16 protein-coding genes are annotated in these 17,016 nt (G+C 41.0%); 14 read left to right on the top strand and 2 right to left on the bottom strand.

What is annotated here, in order from left to right:
• Nucleotides 1-177: 177 nt before the first annotated feature.
• The 5 genes from ubiG to yfaE all read left to right on the top strand — a co-directional run bounded on the left by ubiG (nucleotide 178) and on the right by yfaE (nucleotide 5,642).
• Nucleotides 178-888 carry a bifunctional 2-polyprenyl-6-hydroxyphenol methylase/3-demethylubiquinol 3-O-methyltransferase UbiG gene (gene ubiG / locus CWC18_RS10750; protein ID WP_138592250.1) on the top strand — a complete coding sequence of 237 codons (711 nt, stop codon included), beginning with the start codon at nucleotides 178-180 and terminating at the stop codon, nucleotides 886-888.
• Nucleotides 885-1,532: an HAD family hydrolase gene (locus CWC18_RS10745; RefSeq protein ID WP_138675241.1), complete on the top strand. Its 648-nt coding sequence runs from the start codon at nucleotides 885-887 to the stop codon at nucleotides 1,530-1,532. The genes ubiG and CWC18_RS10745 overlap by 4 nt, the downstream gene beginning before the upstream one ends.
• A gap of 374 nt (nucleotides 1,533-1,906) precedes the next feature.
• A complete protein-coding gene (gene nrdA, locus CWC18_RS10740; RefSeq protein ID WP_138592252.1) occupies nucleotides 1,907-4,192 on the top strand; it encodes a class 1a ribonucleoside-diphosphate reductase subunit alpha in 2,286 nt (761 codons plus the stop codon).
• Nucleotides 4,193-4,239: 47 nt separating this feature from the next.
• Nucleotides 4,240-5,370: a class Ia ribonucleoside-diphosphate reductase subunit beta gene (nrdB, locus tag CWC18_RS10735; protein WP_138592253.1), complete on the top strand. Its 1,131-nt coding sequence runs from the start codon at nucleotides 4,240-4,242 to the stop codon at nucleotides 5,368-5,370.
• Complete coding sequence (gene yfaE, locus CWC18_RS10730) at nucleotides 5,370-5,642, top strand: class I ribonucleotide reductase maintenance protein YfaE (RefSeq protein ID WP_119860558.1); 273 nt, start codon at nucleotides 5,370-5,372, stop codon at nucleotides 5,640-5,642. Before nrdB ends, yfaE begins: the two co-directional genes overlap by 1 nt.
• A 41-nt stretch (nucleotides 5,643-5,683) precedes the next feature.
• On the opposite strand, the gene CWC18_RS10725 is transcribed toward yfaE, so the two are convergent.
• Nucleotides 5,684-6,208, bottom strand: coding sequence for a YaeQ family protein (locus tag CWC18_RS10725; protein WP_138592254.1), 525 nt, complete (start codon nucleotides 6,206-6,208; stop codon nucleotides 5,684-5,686).
• A gap of 155 nt (nucleotides 6,209-6,363) precedes the next feature.
• Between CWC18_RS10725 and CWC18_RS10720 the strand changes: the two genes are divergently transcribed.
• The 7 genes from CWC18_RS10720 to CWC18_RS10695 all read left to right on the top strand — a co-directional run bounded on the left by CWC18_RS10720 (nucleotide 6,364) and on the right by CWC18_RS10695 (nucleotide 14,452).
• Nucleotides 6,364-8,916, top strand: coding sequence for a TonB-dependent receptor (locus tag CWC18_RS10720; RefSeq protein ID WP_138675240.1), 2,553 nt, complete (start codon nucleotides 6,364-6,366; stop codon nucleotides 8,914-8,916).
• A gap of 173 nt (nucleotides 8,917-9,089) precedes the next feature.
• Nucleotides 9,090-10,916: a di-heme-cytochrome C peroxidase gene (locus CWC18_RS10715; protein WP_138675239.1), complete on the top strand. Its 1,827-nt coding sequence runs from the start codon at nucleotides 9,090-9,092 to the stop codon at nucleotides 10,914-10,916.
• Between the two features lie 32 nt (nucleotides 10,917-10,948).
• Entirely contained in the window at nucleotides 10,949-11,110 is a 162-nt protein-coding gene (locus CWC18_RS10710; RefSeq protein ID WP_171041085.1) for a hypothetical protein, read from the top strand.
• A gap of 150 nt (nucleotides 11,111-11,260) precedes the next feature.
• A complete protein-coding gene (locus tag CWC18_RS21500) occupies nucleotides 11,261-11,704 on the top strand; it encodes a methyl-accepting chemotaxis protein (RefSeq protein WP_249348070.1) in 444 nt (147 codons plus the stop codon).
• Nucleotides 11,701-11,889 carry a hypothetical protein gene (locus CWC18_RS21495; RefSeq protein ID WP_249348069.1) on the top strand — a complete coding sequence of 63 codons (189 nt, stop codon included), beginning with the start codon at nucleotides 11,701-11,703 and terminating at the stop codon, nucleotides 11,887-11,889. Before CWC18_RS21500 ends, CWC18_RS21495 begins: the two co-directional genes overlap by 4 nt.
• Nucleotides 11,890-12,144: 255 nt before the next feature.
• Nucleotides 12,145-12,606, top strand: coding sequence for a DUF3015 family protein (locus CWC18_RS10700; protein WP_138592258.1), 462 nt, complete (start codon nucleotides 12,145-12,147; stop codon nucleotides 12,604-12,606).
• A gap of 79 nt (nucleotides 12,607-12,685) precedes the next feature.
• Nucleotides 12,686-14,452, top strand: coding sequence for an Lnb N-terminal periplasmic domain-containing protein (locus CWC18_RS10695; protein WP_171041084.1), 1,767 nt, complete (start codon nucleotides 12,686-12,688; stop codon nucleotides 14,450-14,452).
• Nucleotides 14,453-14,524: 72 nt separating this feature from the next.
• Here the strand turns inward: CWC18_RS10695 and CWC18_RS10690 are convergent, their stop codons facing one another.
• Complete coding sequence (locus tag CWC18_RS10690; protein WP_138592260.1) at nucleotides 14,525-15,412, bottom strand: NAD(P)-dependent oxidoreductase; 888 nt, start codon at nucleotides 15,410-15,412, stop codon at nucleotides 14,525-14,527.
• 139 nt (nucleotides 15,413-15,551) lie between these two features.
• Between CWC18_RS10690 and CWC18_RS10685 the strand changes: the two genes are divergently transcribed.
• Together CWC18_RS10685 and CWC18_RS10680 are read left to right on the top strand one after the other, a co-directional pair.
• Entirely contained in the window at nucleotides 15,552-16,067 is a 516-nt protein-coding gene (locus CWC18_RS10685) for a glutathione peroxidase (RefSeq protein WP_138592261.1), read from the top strand.
• Nucleotides 16,033-17,013, top strand: a complete 981-nt coding sequence (locus CWC18_RS10680) for a 2-hydroxyacid dehydrogenase (protein WP_138592262.1) — start codon at nucleotides 16,033-16,035, stop codon at nucleotides 17,011-17,013. Before CWC18_RS10685 ends, CWC18_RS10680 begins: the two co-directional genes overlap by 35 nt.
• Nucleotides 17,014-17,016: the final 3 nt, after the last annotated feature.

Raw genomic sequence — 17,016 nt, 5'->3', positions numbered from 1 at the left:
CAGTGTCTACCTCTTTTATGTCAAACTAGTCAGACTAAGTATGACAAAGAGATTGAGTTATTATTAATTTCTGAATAGCTATGCTAACACACTTTTTAATAATTTACAGGCGCAAGATTTTAGTGATTTTAATCTGACCGAGCTTATAATGCGCTCAGATTAACGAGGAAGTTTTTTATGACCGAACATCAAAATGTAGATCCACAAGAAATAGCTAAATTTGAAGAGATCGCTCAACAATGGTGGGATACCCAAGGTGAGTTTAAGCCATTACACGAAATAAACCCGCTACGATTAGACTTTATTAATGATAAAAGCCAAGGTTTATTTGGTAAATCAGTACTCGATGTAGGCTGTGGCGGCGGCATACTAACAGAAAGCATGGCCAAGCTCGGAGCAAATGCAACTGGTATCGATATGGGGCAAGAACCGCTAAATGTCGCGAAACTACATAGTCTAGAAGCCGGTGTTAGCGTCGATTATCAAAAAGTACCGGCAGAAGCATTTGCAGAGCAAAACCCTGAAAAATTTGATGTTGTAACTTGTATGGAGATGCTTGAGCATGTGCCAGATCCAGAGTCAATCATCAAAGCCGTGGCACAATTGGCTAAACCCGGCGCTAGCGTCTTCTTTTCGACATTGAATAAAACCACAAAAGCTTATTTACTCGCGATCGTCGGGGCAGAAAAATTGCTTAAAATAGTCCCTGAAGGCACACACGATCACGACAAATTTATTCGCCCCTCAACACTCATCAGCTGGGCAGAGCTAAACGGCCTTAAAGTACGCGCAAGCGCTGGTATTAATTACAACCCAATCGGCCAAACGTTTACACTCACCAATGATGTCAGTGTTAATTACATTCTTCATTTTGAGAAGCTAGCATGACCGAAGCCGTAATATTTGATTTAGATGGTACCTTACTCAATACTTGCGATGATTTAGGTGCTGCGTTAAACCACACTCTGAGCTTACACGGCTTTGCCCAAGTAGCTAAGGAACGCTACAGCCCTGCAATCTCTAATGGCGTTAAAGCGTTATTGGAAGTGGGCTTTGGCACAGAGCTAGAGAAGCTTGACCAAGCGTTACTCCGTCAACAAGTCTTAGATCATTACGCTCAAAATATTGCCGTCCATAGTCATTGCTTTGATGGTGTAAACGCATTGCTTGAGGGGCTAGAAAGCAAAGGTATTTCAGTTGCAATTATGACCAACAAGCCGACCTTTCTCACGCTTCCTTTGCTCACCAAAATACCAGAGTTAGCTCACATTCAAGTGATCGTTTGTGGGGATACTTTGGATGAAGCGAAACCCTCCCCTAAACCATTATTGCATGCGGCTGCACAATTAAAGGTTGATGCACGTAATTGTGTATATGTTGGGGACGCAGAAAGAGACATTCAAGCAGCCCGTGCCGCAGAAATGCGATCAGTTACAGCATTGTGGGGCTATATTCCAAGTAAGAGCATTGCATTGTCGTGGGGTGCAGATCTCAATCTTACTAACCCAGAAGCACTACTTAAGCATATTTAGTAGTACTAAAACAGATAAGGCACCATATGTTGTGCCTTGTCTGTATTTTTACACCAAGCTGCATATAAAAAAATCAGTCAGTTTTTTTTTTCAATTTAATAAAAAATAGTCCTCTCTTGGTTGATTTTTTTATGGTGGCTGAGCGTATAAAACCTCAAAGGTTAATAAGCACTAACACAATGCAATTATCCCTAAGTTATCCACAATTGAGAGTGCGTTGTTCTATTGCAAAATTGCGATAACCCCACTATCTTGTGATCCGCAGGGGCACTTCCACCATATATAGTGGTTAAAAGCTAAGCAATGCTTTATATGCTTCTTTGTCTCAGCCATTAATATAAAAATACACATTCCGAGAGAATACAGGCGCAACTATGAACCAACAGCTATCTGTCAGTAAAAGAAACGGTCGTAAAGAGCCGCTCGATTTAGATAAAATCCACCGCGTTATCACGTGGGCTGCGGAAGGTCTAAATAATGTATCTGTGTCGCAAGTTGAACTTAAGTCACATATCCAGTTTTATGATGGTATTCGTACTGAAGATATTCATGAAACAATCATCAAAGCTGCCGCAGATCTTATTGATAAAGAGTCACCAGACTATCAATACCTTGCTGCCAGATTGGCTATATTCCACTTACGTAAAAAAGCATACGGGCAATTTGAACCTCCTCGCCTTTATGATCACATTACAAAGTTGGTGGAAGATAAGCGCTATGACCAACATCTCTTGGTTGATTATACCAAAGAAGAAATTGATCAATTAGATGAATATTTAGACCATACTCGCGATTTAAATTTTAGTTATGCCGCAGTAAAGCAGCTTGAAGGAAAATACCTAGTTCAAAACCGCGTAACAGGTGAAATCTATGAAAGCGCTCAGTTTCTTTATATTTTAGTTGCAGCAAGCCTGTTCTCTGATTATCCAAAAGAAACACGCCTTAGCTATATCAAACGTTTTTACGATGCTATTTCTTTATTCAAGATATCATTACCGACACCTATTATGGCCGGTGTACGCACCCCTACGCGTCAGTTTAGCTCATGTGTTCTCATTGAATGTGGTGATAGCCTTGATTCTATCAACGCAACGTCATCAGCAATCGTAAAATATGTAAGCCAACGCGCAGGAATTGGTATTAATGCAGGCCGTATTCGTGCTCTAGGTAGCCCAATCCGTAATGGCGAAGCTTACCACACCGGATGTATCCCATTTTACAAGCACTTTCAAACAGCAGTTAAAAGCTGTTCGCAAGGTGGAGTGCGTGGTGGTGCGGCAACATTATTCTACCCACTGTGGCATTTAGAAGTTGAAAACTTACTAGTTCTGAAAAATAACCGCGGTGTAGAAGAAAACCGCGTTCGTCACCTTGACTACGGCGTGCAATTTAATAAGACAATGTACAGTCGCTTGATCAAAGACGACTACATTACATTATTTAGCCCATCAGACGTACCTGGGTTATACGATGCATTCTTTGAAGATCAAGATAAATTTGATTCACTATATGCTCAATATGAGCAAGATGAGTCAATTCGTAAAAAGCGTATTAAAGCGATTGAGCTGTTCTCTATGTTTGCACAAGAGCGTGCAAGTACAGGCCGTATCTACCTGCAAAATGTAGATCACTGTAATACCCATAGTCCGTTTGATTCAAAGGTTGCACCAATTCGTCAATCTAACTTATGTTTAGAAATCGCGTTACCGACCAAGCCACTTAATAACGTCAATGATGCAGAAGGCGAAATCGCGTTATGTACATTGTCTGCATTTAACTTAGGCGCACTTGAGTCATTAGATGAGCTTGAAGAGCTTGCCGATCTTGCAGTAAGAGCACTGGATAACTTGCTTGATTTCCAAGATTACCCAGTCCCTGCAGCCCATACTGCGACAATGGGTAGGAGAACACTCGGAATAGGCGTAATTAACTACGCATATTACCTTGCAAAAAATGGTGTTAAGTACTCTGATGGCAGCGCAAATGGCCTCACACACCAAACATTTGAAGCCATTCAATATTACCTAATGAAAGCGTCAAATGAGCTGGCAAAAGAACGCGGTGCATGTGCATTATTTAATGAAACCACCTACTCTCAAGGCATTATGCCAATAGACACCTATAAACGTGATCTAGACAAAGTATGTGATAAAGCATTACAACTTGATTGGGACGCGCTACGTGCCAGCATTAAAGAGCATGGCATGCGTAACTCAACACTATCAGCTCTAATGCCATCTGAGACATCATCGCAAATCTCAAATGCGACCAATGGTATTGAGCCACCTCGCGGCCATATCAGTGTTAAAGCCAGTAAAGATGGGATCTTAAAGCAGGTAGTACCAGAGTACGAACGATTAAAAGATAACTACGAGTTGCTTTGGGATATTCCGTCTAACGATGGTTACCTTGCACTTGTCGGGATCATGCAAAAGTTTGTTGACCAAACGATCTCAGCAAACACCAATTACGATCCGAATAAATTTGAAGGCGGCAAGGTACCAATGAAATTGTTGCTTAAAGATTTGCTAACTGCATACAAACTAGGTGTAAAAACGCTTTACTATCATAACACCCGTGATGGTGCTTCTGACTCTCATGACGAGATGAAACCGGAAGTTGAAGATGATGGCTGTGAAGGCGGCGCGTGTAAAATTTAAGTTTTAGCGGGCCTTCAGCCCGCTCTCTATAGTATTGAGTATTAACTATGTCCTATTCTACGTTTAGCAGAAAACACAACGACCAATTAAAGGAGCCAATGTTTTTTGGCCAAACTGTTAATGTGTCTCGTTACGATCAACAAAAATACCCGATTTTTGAAAAGCTTATTGAAAAACAGCTTTCATTCTTTTGGCGACCTGAAGAAGTTGACGTTAGTAAAGACAAAATCGATTTTCAAGCGCTCCCTGAGCATGAAAAACACATATTTTTAAGTAACCTGAAATACCAAACGCTACTAGACAGTGTTCAAGGTCGTTCGCCTAACGTAGCTTTGCTTCCTATCGTCTCTATTCCTGAGTTAGAAACTTGGATTGAAACATGGGCATTTAGCGAAACAATTCACAGCCGTTCTTACACGCACATCATTCGTAATGTTACTCAGTCGCCTGAGCTTATATTTGATGACATAGTAAGTAATGACAAAATTAATGAACGTGCTGACGCGGTTACACGTTATTACGATGTATTAATTGAGCAGGTTTCTATATTTAACTTATATGGTGAGGGTAAACACGAGATCAATGGTAAGACCGTTGTTATTAGTTTATTTGAGCTGAAGAAGTTACTTTACCTTTGCGTCATGTCAGTGAACATTTTAGAAGCAATTCGTTTTTACGTCAGCTTCGCTTGTTCTTTTGCCTTTGCTGAGCGTGAATTAATGGAAGGCAACGCAAAAATCATCAAGCTTATTGCGCGTGATGAAGCCCTACATCTTTCTGGTACACAGCATATACTTAATATTATGCAAGAAGGCAAAGATGACCCAGAAATGGCCATTGTAGCAGCGCAGTGTCATGAAGAAGCCATTGCGATGTTTGTTGAAGCCGCCGAGCAAGAAAAAGAATGGGCAGAATACTTATTCAAAGACGGCTCTATGATTGGCTTGAACAAAGACATTTTGTGCCAGTATGTAGAATATATAACAAATACACGTATGACGGCTGTTGGACTACCCACACAATTTGAAAACAAGTCAAACCCAATCCCTTGGATCAATGCTTGGCTAATTTCTGATAACGTGCAAGTTGCTCCCCAAGAAGCTGAGATTAGTTCTTACCTTGTTGGTCAAATCGACGCTAAAGTAGACGCATCTGATTTTGGTGATTTTGATTTATAATGGTTGAAAAGCCTTGTTCAAAGATCACCATAAATGATGTTGATGAGCCGCTAGAGTTTGCGGCTCAATCCCCTACTTTACTGCATACTCTAGAAGCCGCTAATATTGATGTACAATACCAATGTCGTGAAGGGTTTTGTGGTGCTTGTCGAGCGCAACTCAATGACGGGAAAATTGCATATATTCAAGAGCCATTAGCATTCGTTAGAGAAGGTGAAGTATTACTATGTTGCTCGCGCCCTCTTACAGATATAAAGATTACGCTTCTTTAAGACCGAGTATGTATTACATAGCCTGTCAATAAACTGGGCAATTACACCAGCTGAGTTACCTGTGTTTCGTAATAATCATTTTTATCACTAACACTCAGTTGGTTCTGCTCAATTACAACATCCCAATGCAGGCTGCGACTCAAAGCGCCGCTTAATGACTCGACAAATTGCGGCTCTAAAGAGAAGATACTCACATTTTCCACTATGTGTATGCGTTCAGATATTTCACTAAACCACGTTGGATTCTGCTTCGATAATATCACCACTTTGCCAAATAACTTTGCCACTCTTGCGATCTCTTCTAGTTCTAGCTCACTGGCATACAACGCAAGGGTTATATACCCAGTATCATCTTCAAGCCATACATCTGGCTTTTGTCTGTCGGAGTGTGTGTTTAAATGCGCACTTTGTTCATAAGAAATGGCACACAAACCCACTATTTTTAACACAAAATGCGCAAGCGATTCTGACTTTTGTAATGCCGTCGTAAACACCTCTTGATGATTAGCATGATGAAATAGATCAGCCACATTCACACGTGCTTTGAAGACGAAAGGTTTAGTCATGTCAATTTTCCTAACCTGCCACGAATTAACTATAGACTTTGTGTCGATTTTAGCAAAAATCTTTCGAGCTATAGTATAACATCATTGAACTGTCATATATGTGGTGTTATATTATTGCAAGTTATTTCAACCTCAACGTTAGTGTCTAATAAATTATGATGAAGCAATCCCTGATCAGCAGTGCAATTCTTACTGCGCTATTCTCTAGTAACGTACTAGCCGCAGATATTAAAGGTAAAGTACTCGACCAAAATAATCAGCCAGTAAGCGGTGCAAAGGTACACTTGCATGGTAAAAGTCAATCAGTAACAACAGATAAAAGTGGTCAATTCACCATAAATGTAGATGCCGACTCACAACTTCATATTACCAAAAATAATTACTTAGATGCTCGCTTAGATGTTACCACAAACAACGGCTATGTTACGGTTACCCTGAAGCCAAGTTCAGTTGAAAGTATTGTGGTTTATGCATCAGCGTTACACAAGAATAACGTTGAAATGGCTTCTCCAGTAACAGTACTGGCAGGAGATGAACTAAAAAATGCAGCTAAACCAACACTTGGTGAAACTTTAAAAGGTCAACCAGGTATCAACTCAAGTTATTTTGGCCCGGTTTCTTCAAGCCCAATTATTCGTGGCTTAGATGGTCCACGAGTAAAAATTACGCAAAATGGTTTAGATAGTAGCGATGCGTCACGTGTAGGTCCTGATCACGCGAACACTAACGAAAGTTTATCTGCACAACAAATTGAAGTATTACGTGGCCCTGCCACATTATTATATGGCTCTGGCGCCATTGGTGGTGTTGTTAACGTTGTCGATAACCGTATTCCTACTGATATCATCGAGTCACTATCTGGTGCAGCCGAATATAGCCACGATACGGTATCAAATACCAATACTTATGCTGCAGTGCTTGAAGCGGGTCATGAAGGGTTCAACTTTCACTTTGATGGTGTAAGTAGAAAAGGCGGAGATTACGAGACGCCACAGTTTAACCTGCCACACGACGAGCACGGTGAAGACGACCATCATGATGATCACGACGACCATGACGACCATGGTTCTGAAGCAGATCATGACGACCACCATGAAGAAGCACCAGAAACAGCCAATAAGGTAGATAATACGTATATTGATTCACAGCAAGTGAACTTTGGTACAAGTTACGTAAATGACCATTTAACATTGGGACTTGCATTTGGGCGCATTGAAACTGATTATGGGATCCCAGCTCACAGTCATGAAGATCATGACCACGGGCATGATGACCACGATGACCACGATGACCACGACAGTGATGCACATGATGACCACGATGATCATGCTGATGAGCATACTGAAGAAGCTGTTTATGCGCGTGTAAAGCAAGATCGTTGGCAGGCTCTATTCAATTACTCACTACATAATCAGTGGATTGAATCGATTAATGTAAGAGCTGGCTATACAGATTATGAGCACAGTGAAATTGAACATGGTGCTATTGGTACAACATTTAAAAACAAAACCACTGAATTACGCACAGGTGTAGAGCATCGTATTGGTGAGTGGCATGGTATCATTGGTTACCACTACTCAGACAGTGATTATGAAGCGCAAGGGGCTGAAGCGTTCACCCCAGCTACTGAAACTAAGTCTCACGCTCTTTTCTTACTTGAAGAACGTACATTTGGTGACTTTACCCTAGAGCTTGGCGCACGTATTGAAGATTTTCAGCTATCTAGCTTAGTCACAAATGAGTCGCACCACGATGACGATCATGACGACCACGGGCATGATGATCATGACGACCACGGGCACGATGATCACGACGACCATGGACATGATGATCATGACGACCACGGCGAGTTTGAAACAATTGCCTATGAATTAGACATGACTAACTTCAGTGCTTCAATTGGCGGCGTGTATAATTTTGCGGAAGGGCATAATTTTTCGGTTAACCTTTCTCGTTCAGAGCGTGCACCACTCACAGCTGAGTTATTGTCAAATGGTACACACATTGCGACTGGTACGTATGAACTAGGCCTGGGCTATGAAATCGAAGAGGGTGAAATCCATTTTGAACCACAAACCATAGAACAAGAGACTGCGACAAATATCGACTTTAGTGTTCGCCGTTTCATGGGTGATTTTGGTTATACCGTCAATGTTTTCTACAACGATATCGCCAACTACTACTACCAGCAAAATACCGGTTTAATGTATACCGCAGAGCATGGTTTAGAAGAAGCAGACCACTTTCATGAAGGTGCCTCACCTGTCTTTAAGTTTGTAAGTAACGATGCAGAATTATATGGTATTGAACTTGATGCGCACTATCGAATTAACGATAAAAATCGCGTAAAAGTATTTGCGGATTCACTGACTGCCAAACTAGATAATGATCAATATTTGCCGCGTATTCCTAGTAACAAGTTTGGTGTAAAATACGAATTTGAACATGCTGGTTGGAAAGCAAATATGACTATTACTCGTTACAATAGTCAGTCTAATATTACCAGCTATGAAACCCAAACTAATGGGTATACCCTAATCGATACCAGCCTTCGATATGACTTTGAAGCGCAAGGTATAGACTTTGTAGGATATGCAAATATCGATAACTTAACTGATGAGCTTGGTTTTGTGCACAGCTCGTTTATCAAAGATCAGGCACCACTTCCTGGGCGCAACCTTAAACTGGGTTTACGCGCTTACTTTTAAATAAACGCGACACGCAAGCCAAGTAATGCTTGGCTTGCGCTTTCTTAAATCTCCTTGCTGCGCCTTTTTCATTTTTAAGTACCTCAACGTTAACACCCTGTAATTTACTGTAATGGCCTATTTTAGTATCGCCTTCTATGCTATGCGAAATTCATCAAGTAAGGAAATACGCAATGAGCAAATTACGCTTGGTTATTACTTTCAGCTTAATTGGCCTCGTCACAGCCATTGGTTGTAGCACACAGCCACCTAGAGTAGCAAGTTCACCGCCTGAGATTACCCCTGCACAGGGGGATGATATTCAGCGAGTATGGCTAGACCAAGGCTGGAGTGAAAAAACAAGACAGAATTTTTGGTTCACTAATCAAGGCGCGCAGATCATCCCCTATGACTGGTTTGTATGGCTTGAACAAGCCGATAGCCAACAATTATTTCGCCACTCAGAACATATGGAAATGCTTCGCTACCTACCTATGCCGGCCTCAGAAGCGAACCCTGGTGGTCTTCCCATCGGCTTCGCACTGCATAGTAATCAAACGACCGGTGAGAACTGGGTCGGTATGACATGTGCTGCGTGCCACACGAACCAATTAGACTACCAAGGCACAAAAATATTAATTGAAGGCGCACCGACTTTAGGTAACTTTGTACTTTTCTTTAAAAAGCTCATAGAGGCCATGGATAAAACATTAGCAGACGATGTCAAGTTTCAACGCTTTGCTATAAATGTATTAGGAAAAAATAGCACCGTTAGCGCCATCACTAAGCTAAAACATCGCTTACAAAACGTGGCGCTCGCCTCTACTAACAGACAAAATGTGAATCAACTTCCTCCTGGTTACCCTGAAGACTTCACCAGCTATGCTCGGTTAGACGCATTTGGTAATATACAAAATGCAGGCACCGCGTTTGCGTTGCATGAGTTAAGTAACAAAAATACGCCAACAGGTCCGGTGTCTTATCCATTTCTATGGGGAACACACCAATCTGATGTTGTTCAATGGAATGCCTCAGCACCTAATACCCCCATAATTGGCCCGCTAGTACGTAACATCGGTGAAGTTGTCGGAGTCTTTGGCAGTTTAGAGATCAAAGAAGCGCCCTTTTGGCAGCGTTTATGGGGCAAGAAAGTACGCTACTCATCAACGGTTGATATTATGGGCTTAGGATATTTAGAGTCTTGGGTTAAAACCCTTCGCTCGCCACAATGGCCATTAGATTACTTTCCTGCCATAGACAATGACAAAGCAGCCAAAGGTGCCGTTCTCTATGAAGCACAGTGTGCTAGTTGCCACCAGGTGATCCCACGAGAAGATGAGTTAAAAAGATACATCGCAAACCAAACGCCAATTTCTGAGCTTAAAACCGATCCAGTCACAGCATACAATGCGTCTTGTCATATGGCAAAAACTCTTATTCTAGAGGGAACCAAAGAACGTATCTTGATTGGCGATAAATTCGATGAAATAGACAATGCCATTGATATTCCAGTGAATGGTGTAGTAGGTCTAGTGCTCAAAGATATTCCACTCGCACTTAAAGCCGGTAATATTGCAGAGCGTACAACTGACGACGGCAAGAAAATCAGTGGGCTAGCAGAATTTAAACAGTTAATATCCGAACACTTGGCTGCGCGCAATAAAAAAGCGCAGGTTATTGAGACTGACTGTCAAGATGGCACACTAGACAATGGTGTTTACAAAGGTAGGCCTCTCAATGGCATTTGGGCGACAGCGCCTTATTTACACAACGGATCTGTTGCAAATTTATGGGAGCTATTACAAATACCTGAAAAGCGCTTAGCTGAGTTCTGGGTTGGAAGCCGTGAATTCGATCCTGTTAATGTAGGATACGAGACACATACAGGTTTAAACTTATTTCGGGTCAATGATAAGAACGGACAACCGCAAAAAGGCAACTCTAACCTTGGGCATGACTACGGCACAGCCCTGACTGATATTCAAAAATGGCAATTAGTCGAGTATATGAAAACGTTATAATTTATTTGGGGCATAAAAAAGATGAGCTTGGTTTGCTGTTAGCAAACCTCGCGACTATGCAACAAAACTTGCTCAACATGACTGAAGATCTCAAACAAAAAATGGCGCTGCAAAAAGTTCAAGCCCTGGAGAATAACAGAACAAAGCAAGCTCTGGATAATGCCGCAGCGCCCGTTATGCTCACTTCACAGTAAGGAGGGATCATTTATGCCAAAATGGTCAGTCGGATCCGCATCACAGCTAACACAATAAATAACTCAGCCAGTAGTATAAAGTCTGGGATGAATGACTTAAGTGAAAGAACTGAGTCACAAGCTGCTTCTATATAACAAACAACCGCATCCATGAACGATATAACCGATACAGTTACAGTCAACTCAAAAGATGCTCACTCTGCGAGTTCTCTGGCTAATAAAGCCGATAAACAAGCACAGCAAGGTGGTGAACTTGTCCATTCTACAGTGAGTGCTATGAAGGAAATAAGTAACAGCTCCAGTGAGATATCGAATATTATCGAAGTGATAAACGACATTGCTTTTCAAACTAATTTATTGGCATTGAATGCCGCAGTTGAAGCTGTGTGTGCCGGTGAGTCCGGCAGAGAGTTTGCGGTTGTCGCAGTAAAAGTGCGAGAACTGGCACAACGCAGTGCCAATGCATCAAAAGAAATATCAGCATTATTAAATGATAGCACAATTAAAGTTGACCACGGTTTTCAGCTTGTCACTGAATCAGGTCAAACCCTCAGCGACATCGTTGATAGTATAAATAATTATCGAAATTCATGAGTAATATCGCACTTGCAAGTACTGAGCAGTCAAATAGCATTGGTCAAATTAATGTCGCCATAAAGCAGATGGATAATATTATTCAGAAAAACACATCTTTGGTAGAAAGTGCTAACTCATCTAGTAATGGCCTGTATCATCAGACAAATGAGCTCAATCGATTTATGTCAGGATTTGAAGTATAAGCACACTAGCATAGAGATATTGCGGGCGACCTACCCATAATATTTCTTTCAAATACCTGTTATTAATATTTTTAAAATGAAAAAGCTCATATAAGTTCAATCATTATTCCATAATCTTTTTCTTTACTCTGATGACAAGTACTTCCTTTAAAATTATGCTTATTAATTTAAAGTTTTTATTTCTTGTATATTTAAAAGAGACAAATTATCATGCCGCATTTGTAAATTATACTTAATATTTGAAGAGATATAAAAATGATAAAACGTTTCCTTGCAATCGCGGTCCTAGGTACAGTCACCTCTCAGTCAGCCCAAGCTAATCAAGTAAACCCTTGGCAGGACTGTGGTATCGGCGCGATGGTATTTCCTAATAACGGAGCGGCAGCTGCAGTTTCAAACATCATTTGGGATTTAGGTACAACCGCTATTTCTACCAAGATCTCTTCAGCTGAAGATTGTAGTGGTACAAATGTAAAAACAGCAATGTTTATCAAGCAAACTTACCCATCATTAGAACAAGAGATTGCTCAGGGTGAAGGTGAGTATATCTCAGCAATGCTATCAGTACGTGGTTGTGACATTGCATCACACTCACAAATCGTTGCTGCCGTTCGCGGTGATTTTGCACAGCAAGCAACTCGCACTGCAGAAGGCCTGTATAACTTAGTTGAGCAAAACATTGCAACTGACTTTACTCGTCAGTGCAGCGCTAGCTAATTATTAGATAAACGGGCTTTAAGCCCGTTTATTTTCCAATATGAACTTTACCCACTTATTCACTGCTATATTCTTTCTTTTGCTTAGTATCACAACTAAAGCATATGATCTTGACGCCTTATCACACCATGAACAATGGCTAAGGCTACTGCACTATAATACCGAGAGTGACACGTTTTATATCAAGTCAGATGGGTTCTATTTTTCGGCAGGTGATGTTTCCGCGCGTCGAGAGTTATCCCTCACGATACATAACTTGTCTCGCAACCCTAACCTACAATGTAAATTCCCAGCTCGTACTAGGTGGCTCAAATCTCAAGGGATTAAACTACCTAAAAAACCTATTTGTAATAAATTTGAAACTTGGAAAAAAGCGGAAAGTGTCGATTCAGTCAGCTTAGTTTTCGCGTCTGGTTATATGAGCAACCCTGCTTCTCTGTATGGCCATATGCTATTGAAATTCAATAAATCAAACACATATGGTACACACTTACTCGATCACAGTATTAATTACGGCGCATTGGTTCCTGAACAAGAGAATGGTGTTTCTTACATAGTCAAAGGCATATTCGGTGGCTACTCAGCAGGCTTTAGCGACCAACTCTTTTACACTCATCACCATAATTATGCATCAACCGAACTGCGAGACCTGTGGGAATATGAATTATCATTATCAGAAAGCGAAACTAAATTTCTTTTAGAGCATGTTTGGGAGCTCATAGAGCAACGATTTGATTATTATTTTATCGACGAAAATTGTGCTTATCATATCGCCAAAGTCATTGAAGTCGTGACTGGTAAAACACTGACTCATAATCTTACGCCTTGGGTTATTCCGAGTACTATTTTTAAGAAATTATCTAGCGCACGTTATCAGAACCACCCCCTCGTTAGAGAGATCAAATATACGCCTTCAAAAAGCAGTGAGTTCCATCGCAGCTACACCCTACTTTCTGAACCATTGAAAGAGTTAGTGGGCCAACTATATACGCAGCCTGCTTTGTTTGAGGATGATAAATATGAATTGCTTACAATCGAACAAAAAAAGCATGTACTTGAAACCTTAATGTCATTCGTCCAATTAAAAATCACCGAACAAGAGGGTATTGAGTTTCATCAAAGTTTAAAGAAAAAACTTATCAACTACCGTTTTAAGTTGCCCATTGGCCTGACAACACCGTCTAATAGCATTAAGCCAAATGTATCAGCCCCCCACACAGCACAAAACGCTTCCAAGCTTAGCGCTGGTGTTTTGTCTAGTCATGATATCAATGCTGCTACACTCGGATTTCGGCTGACTTATTTTGATGCTTTAAATCCAGATACTGCCCGTGTAAAGTTTTCTAATTTAGAAATGATTGACATTGAGCTTGAAGTGAACAACAAGAGCCAACTTAAAGTGCGAAAACTAGACATTATTGATTTGGAGTCCTTCAACCCTAGCTATGCAGAAACTCTCCCTGATGGTAATTGGGCTTGGCAGCTAAACGTTGGCTTTCAAAGATCCTATCTCGATTGTCATTCATGCTATTTTGGTGGGTTAAGCACAGGTGGTGGTTATTCAAAGCGCGTTAAAACCTCGAGTATAATATACGCACTTGCCAACGTAGAGATAGGAAAGAATGAACATAATTGGCGTGTTATACCTGGTATTGAATTAGGTATACTCAGTCGAGTATCTGACAAACTGGCTTTTCGAAGTTCTGTTAAGTCTGACTTTAATTCAGACCCTATATTAAATTTTGAAGCTTCTTTTCAATTAAACGATAACAATGATTTAAGGCTCATCTTTAAACAGCAAAACCATAATGAAGTGCAACTCGTGTTTAATTATTATTGGGGCTAACATAATCAACGCAAATTAGGAGTAAGGTAACAAAGTGTCAAGCTACTCTGTTACCTTATTTATTACTCGAGCTTAACCATTTTTATTATGGATAGCATCTAACCTAGCCAGCAGACTTGATGTATCAAAACGCCCGCCCCCTAATGCTTGCACATCTGCGTAATACTGATCAACCAATGCAGTTACCGGTAATGTCGCACCATTGCTGCGCGCTTCATCAAGCGCAATACCTAGGTCTTTGCGCATCCAATCAACCGCAAAACCAAATTCGTATTCACCCGCACTCATGGTTTTATAACGGTTTTCCATTTGCCAAGACCCTGCGGCCCCTTTAGAAATGGTTTCAACAACCTTTTCAGCATCAAGTCCCGCTTGTTTAGCAAAGTGCAAACCTTCAGCCAATCCCTGTACCACACCAGCAATACAAATTTGATTGACCATTTTGCACGTTTGACCACTCCCCACTTCACCAAGTAATTGACTAAAACGGCTAAATGCAGCCATGATTGGTTGCGCTTTATCAAAACAGGTTTGCTCACCACCTGCCATCACCGTTAACACCCCATTTTCAGCACCTGCTTGACCACCTGACACTGGTGCATCAATAAAGTGAACACCTGATTTTTTTGCATTCACAGCGACTTCGCGCGCCACTTTAGCTGAGGTTGTTGTATGATCCACTAAGATAGAGTCTGCTGCCATACCCGCTAAAACGCCTTCATCGCCATACACAACAGATCTAAGGTCGTCATCATTACCTACACACATAAAAACAAACTGTGCACCGATTGCCGCTTGTCTCGGTGTTTCTGCATAGTTGCCTCCATGCTGTTCAACCCATGTTTGTGCTTTTTGTGTTGTTCGGTTATACACCGTTACGTCATACCCTGCTTGGGCCAAATGCCCAGACATTGGATAACCCATTACCCCTAATCCGATAAATGCCACTTTGATTGACATAATTCTGTCCTATTTCGCTGATATGGTATTAACAATGGAGATTTTATACCCCAATCAATTGGCGTATAGCAAATTTAAAACACAAATTAGGTATTAAAAACACTAATTTACAACATGCCCGTGAAGGAGTATGCGTAAAATGGAAACAATTCATCGATACAGCGTTCAGTTGCTAAATGGCGAAACACTTTCACTTAAGCAATTGGCAGGTAACCCTGTTTTGATCACAAACATAGCAAGTAAATGTAGCTTTGCTGGTCAACTCAGTGCTTTAGAAAGAATTTACAAAAAATATAAGCCATTAGGCCTTGAAATCTTAGCATTTCCCTGTAATCAATTTGGTCGTAATGAACCATTAGAAGATGCGATGCTAAAAGAGTTTTACAACAGTCATTTTGACCTGAGCTTCCTTGTTTGTAACAAAGTCCAAGTCAACGGACCCGATGCCCATCCATTGTTTAATTATTTAAAATCGAACACGCGAGGCATCGCACAAAACCGCGCAATTAAGTGGAACTTTACTAAGTTCTTAGTAAACTCTGAAGGTGAGCTCGTCTCAAGATATGCCCCTCGCACCAAACCAGAAACCCTAAAACCGGTTATAGAGAGCTATTTATATAATGAAGATCGCCCTATTCAGTTCGCAAAATTATGAAAAGCCATTTTTTGATACCGCGCTATCATCTTACCCAAGTTTAGAACTTACCTATTTTAGTGAGTCTTTGTCTGAACGAACAGTGTCTTTGTGTGAAGGTTTTGATGCGGTCTGTGTCTTTGTAAATGATGATGTTGGTGAACAGATCCTGAGCCAACTCGCGAACTTTGGGGTAGGTTTAGTTGCGCTAAGGTGCGCCGGATTTAATAACGTCGACATCCACACTGCAAACGCTCTCAATATTAAAGTTGTCAGAGTCCCCGCCTATAGCCCTGAAGCTGTCGCTGAGCATTGTATTGCACTTATACTCACGTTAAGCCGTCAAACACATAAAGCTTATAACCGTGTGAGAGAAGACAATTTTGATCTCAATGGCTTATTAGGCTTTAACCTGCACAATAAAACCGTTGGCATTATTGGCGCAGGTAAAATAGGCCAAGCACTGATCTCAATATTAAATGGCTTTGGGGCAAACGTATTGGTGTTCGATCCAAATATTGGGGAAGGAAGTTATACCAAAGTTACATTCGACATGCTTCTTGCCCAAAGTGATATTATCAGCCTGCATTGTCCTTTAAACGACGCCACGTTTCACTTGTTGGATGCACACGCTTTTAGCAAAATGAAATCCGGTGTGATGTTAATAAATACCAGCCGAGGAGCACTGATTGATAGTAAGGCCTGTATTGAGGCACTAAAAAGTCGCAAAATTGGTTATTTAGGGCTCGATGTTTATGAGCAAGAGTCTGAGCTTTTCTTCAAAGACCGTAGTTCAGAAATAATTCAAGATGACATTTTTACCCGCTTAGTTAGTTTTCCTAATGTACTCATAACTGGTCACCAAGGGTTCTTTACTCAAGAAGCGCTCAGCCAAATAGCTCAAGTAACCATCAGTAACCTCTATGAAGTTAACATAGGGGCCACATTGACGAATCAAGTTATCTAGCAT

The sequence above is a fragment of the Pseudoalteromonas aurantia genome (assembly GCF_005886875.1).
Lineage (GTDB): Bacteria > Pseudomonadota > Gammaproteobacteria > Enterobacterales > Alteromonadaceae > Pseudoalteromonas > Pseudoalteromonas aurantia_A.
Note: the sequence above shows the minus strand (reverse complement) of the source record. Positions and strands in the feature narration are given on the sequence as shown.

Excerpts from the sequence above, each read along its gene's own strand:
- ubiG (WP_138592250.1), top strand. The coding sequence starts at position 178 with ATGACCGAACATCAAAATGTAGATCCACAAGAAATAGCTAAATTTGAA.
- CWC18_RS10745 (WP_138675241.1), top strand. The coding sequence starts at position 885 with ATGACCGAAGCCGTAATATTTGATTTAGATGGTACCTTACTCAATACT.
- nrdA (WP_138592252.1), top strand. The coding sequence starts at position 1,907 with ATGAACCAACAGCTATCTGTCAGTAAAAGAAACGGTCGTAAAGAGCCG.
- nrdB (WP_138592253.1), top strand. The coding sequence starts at position 4,240 with ATGTCCTATTCTACGTTTAGCAGAAAACACAACGACCAATTAAAGGAG.
- yfaE (WP_119860558.1), top strand. The coding sequence starts at position 5,370 with ATGGTTGAAAAGCCTTGTTCAAAGATCACCATAAATGATGTTGATGAG.
- CWC18_RS10725 (WP_138592254.1), bottom strand. The coding sequence starts at position 6,208 with ATGACTAAACCTTTCGTCTTCAAAGCACGTGTGAATGTGGCTGATCTA.
- CWC18_RS10720 (WP_138675240.1), top strand. The coding sequence starts at position 6,364 with ATGATGAAGCAATCCCTGATCAGCAGTGCAATTCTTACTGCGCTATTC.
- CWC18_RS10715 (WP_138675239.1), top strand. The coding sequence starts at position 9,090 with ATGAGCAAATTACGCTTGGTTATTACTTTCAGCTTAATTGGCCTCGTC.
- CWC18_RS21500 (WP_249348070.1), top strand. The coding sequence starts at position 11,261 with ATGAACGATATAACCGATACAGTTACAGTCAACTCAAAAGATGCTCAC.
- CWC18_RS21495 (WP_249348069.1), top strand. The coding sequence starts at position 11,701 with ATGAGTAATATCGCACTTGCAAGTACTGAGCAGTCAAATAGCATTGGT.
- CWC18_RS10700 (WP_138592258.1), top strand. The coding sequence starts at position 12,145 with ATGATAAAACGTTTCCTTGCAATCGCGGTCCTAGGTACAGTCACCTCT.
- CWC18_RS10690 (WP_138592260.1), bottom strand. The coding sequence starts at position 15,412 with ATGTCAATCAAAGTGGCATTTATCGGATTAGGGGTAATGGGTTATCCA.
- CWC18_RS10685 (WP_138592261.1), top strand. The coding sequence starts at position 15,552 with ATGGAAACAATTCATCGATACAGCGTTCAGTTGCTAAATGGCGAAACA.
- CWC18_RS10680 (WP_138592262.1), top strand. The coding sequence starts at position 16,033 with ATGAAGATCGCCCTATTCAGTTCGCAAAATTATGAAAAGCCATTTTTT.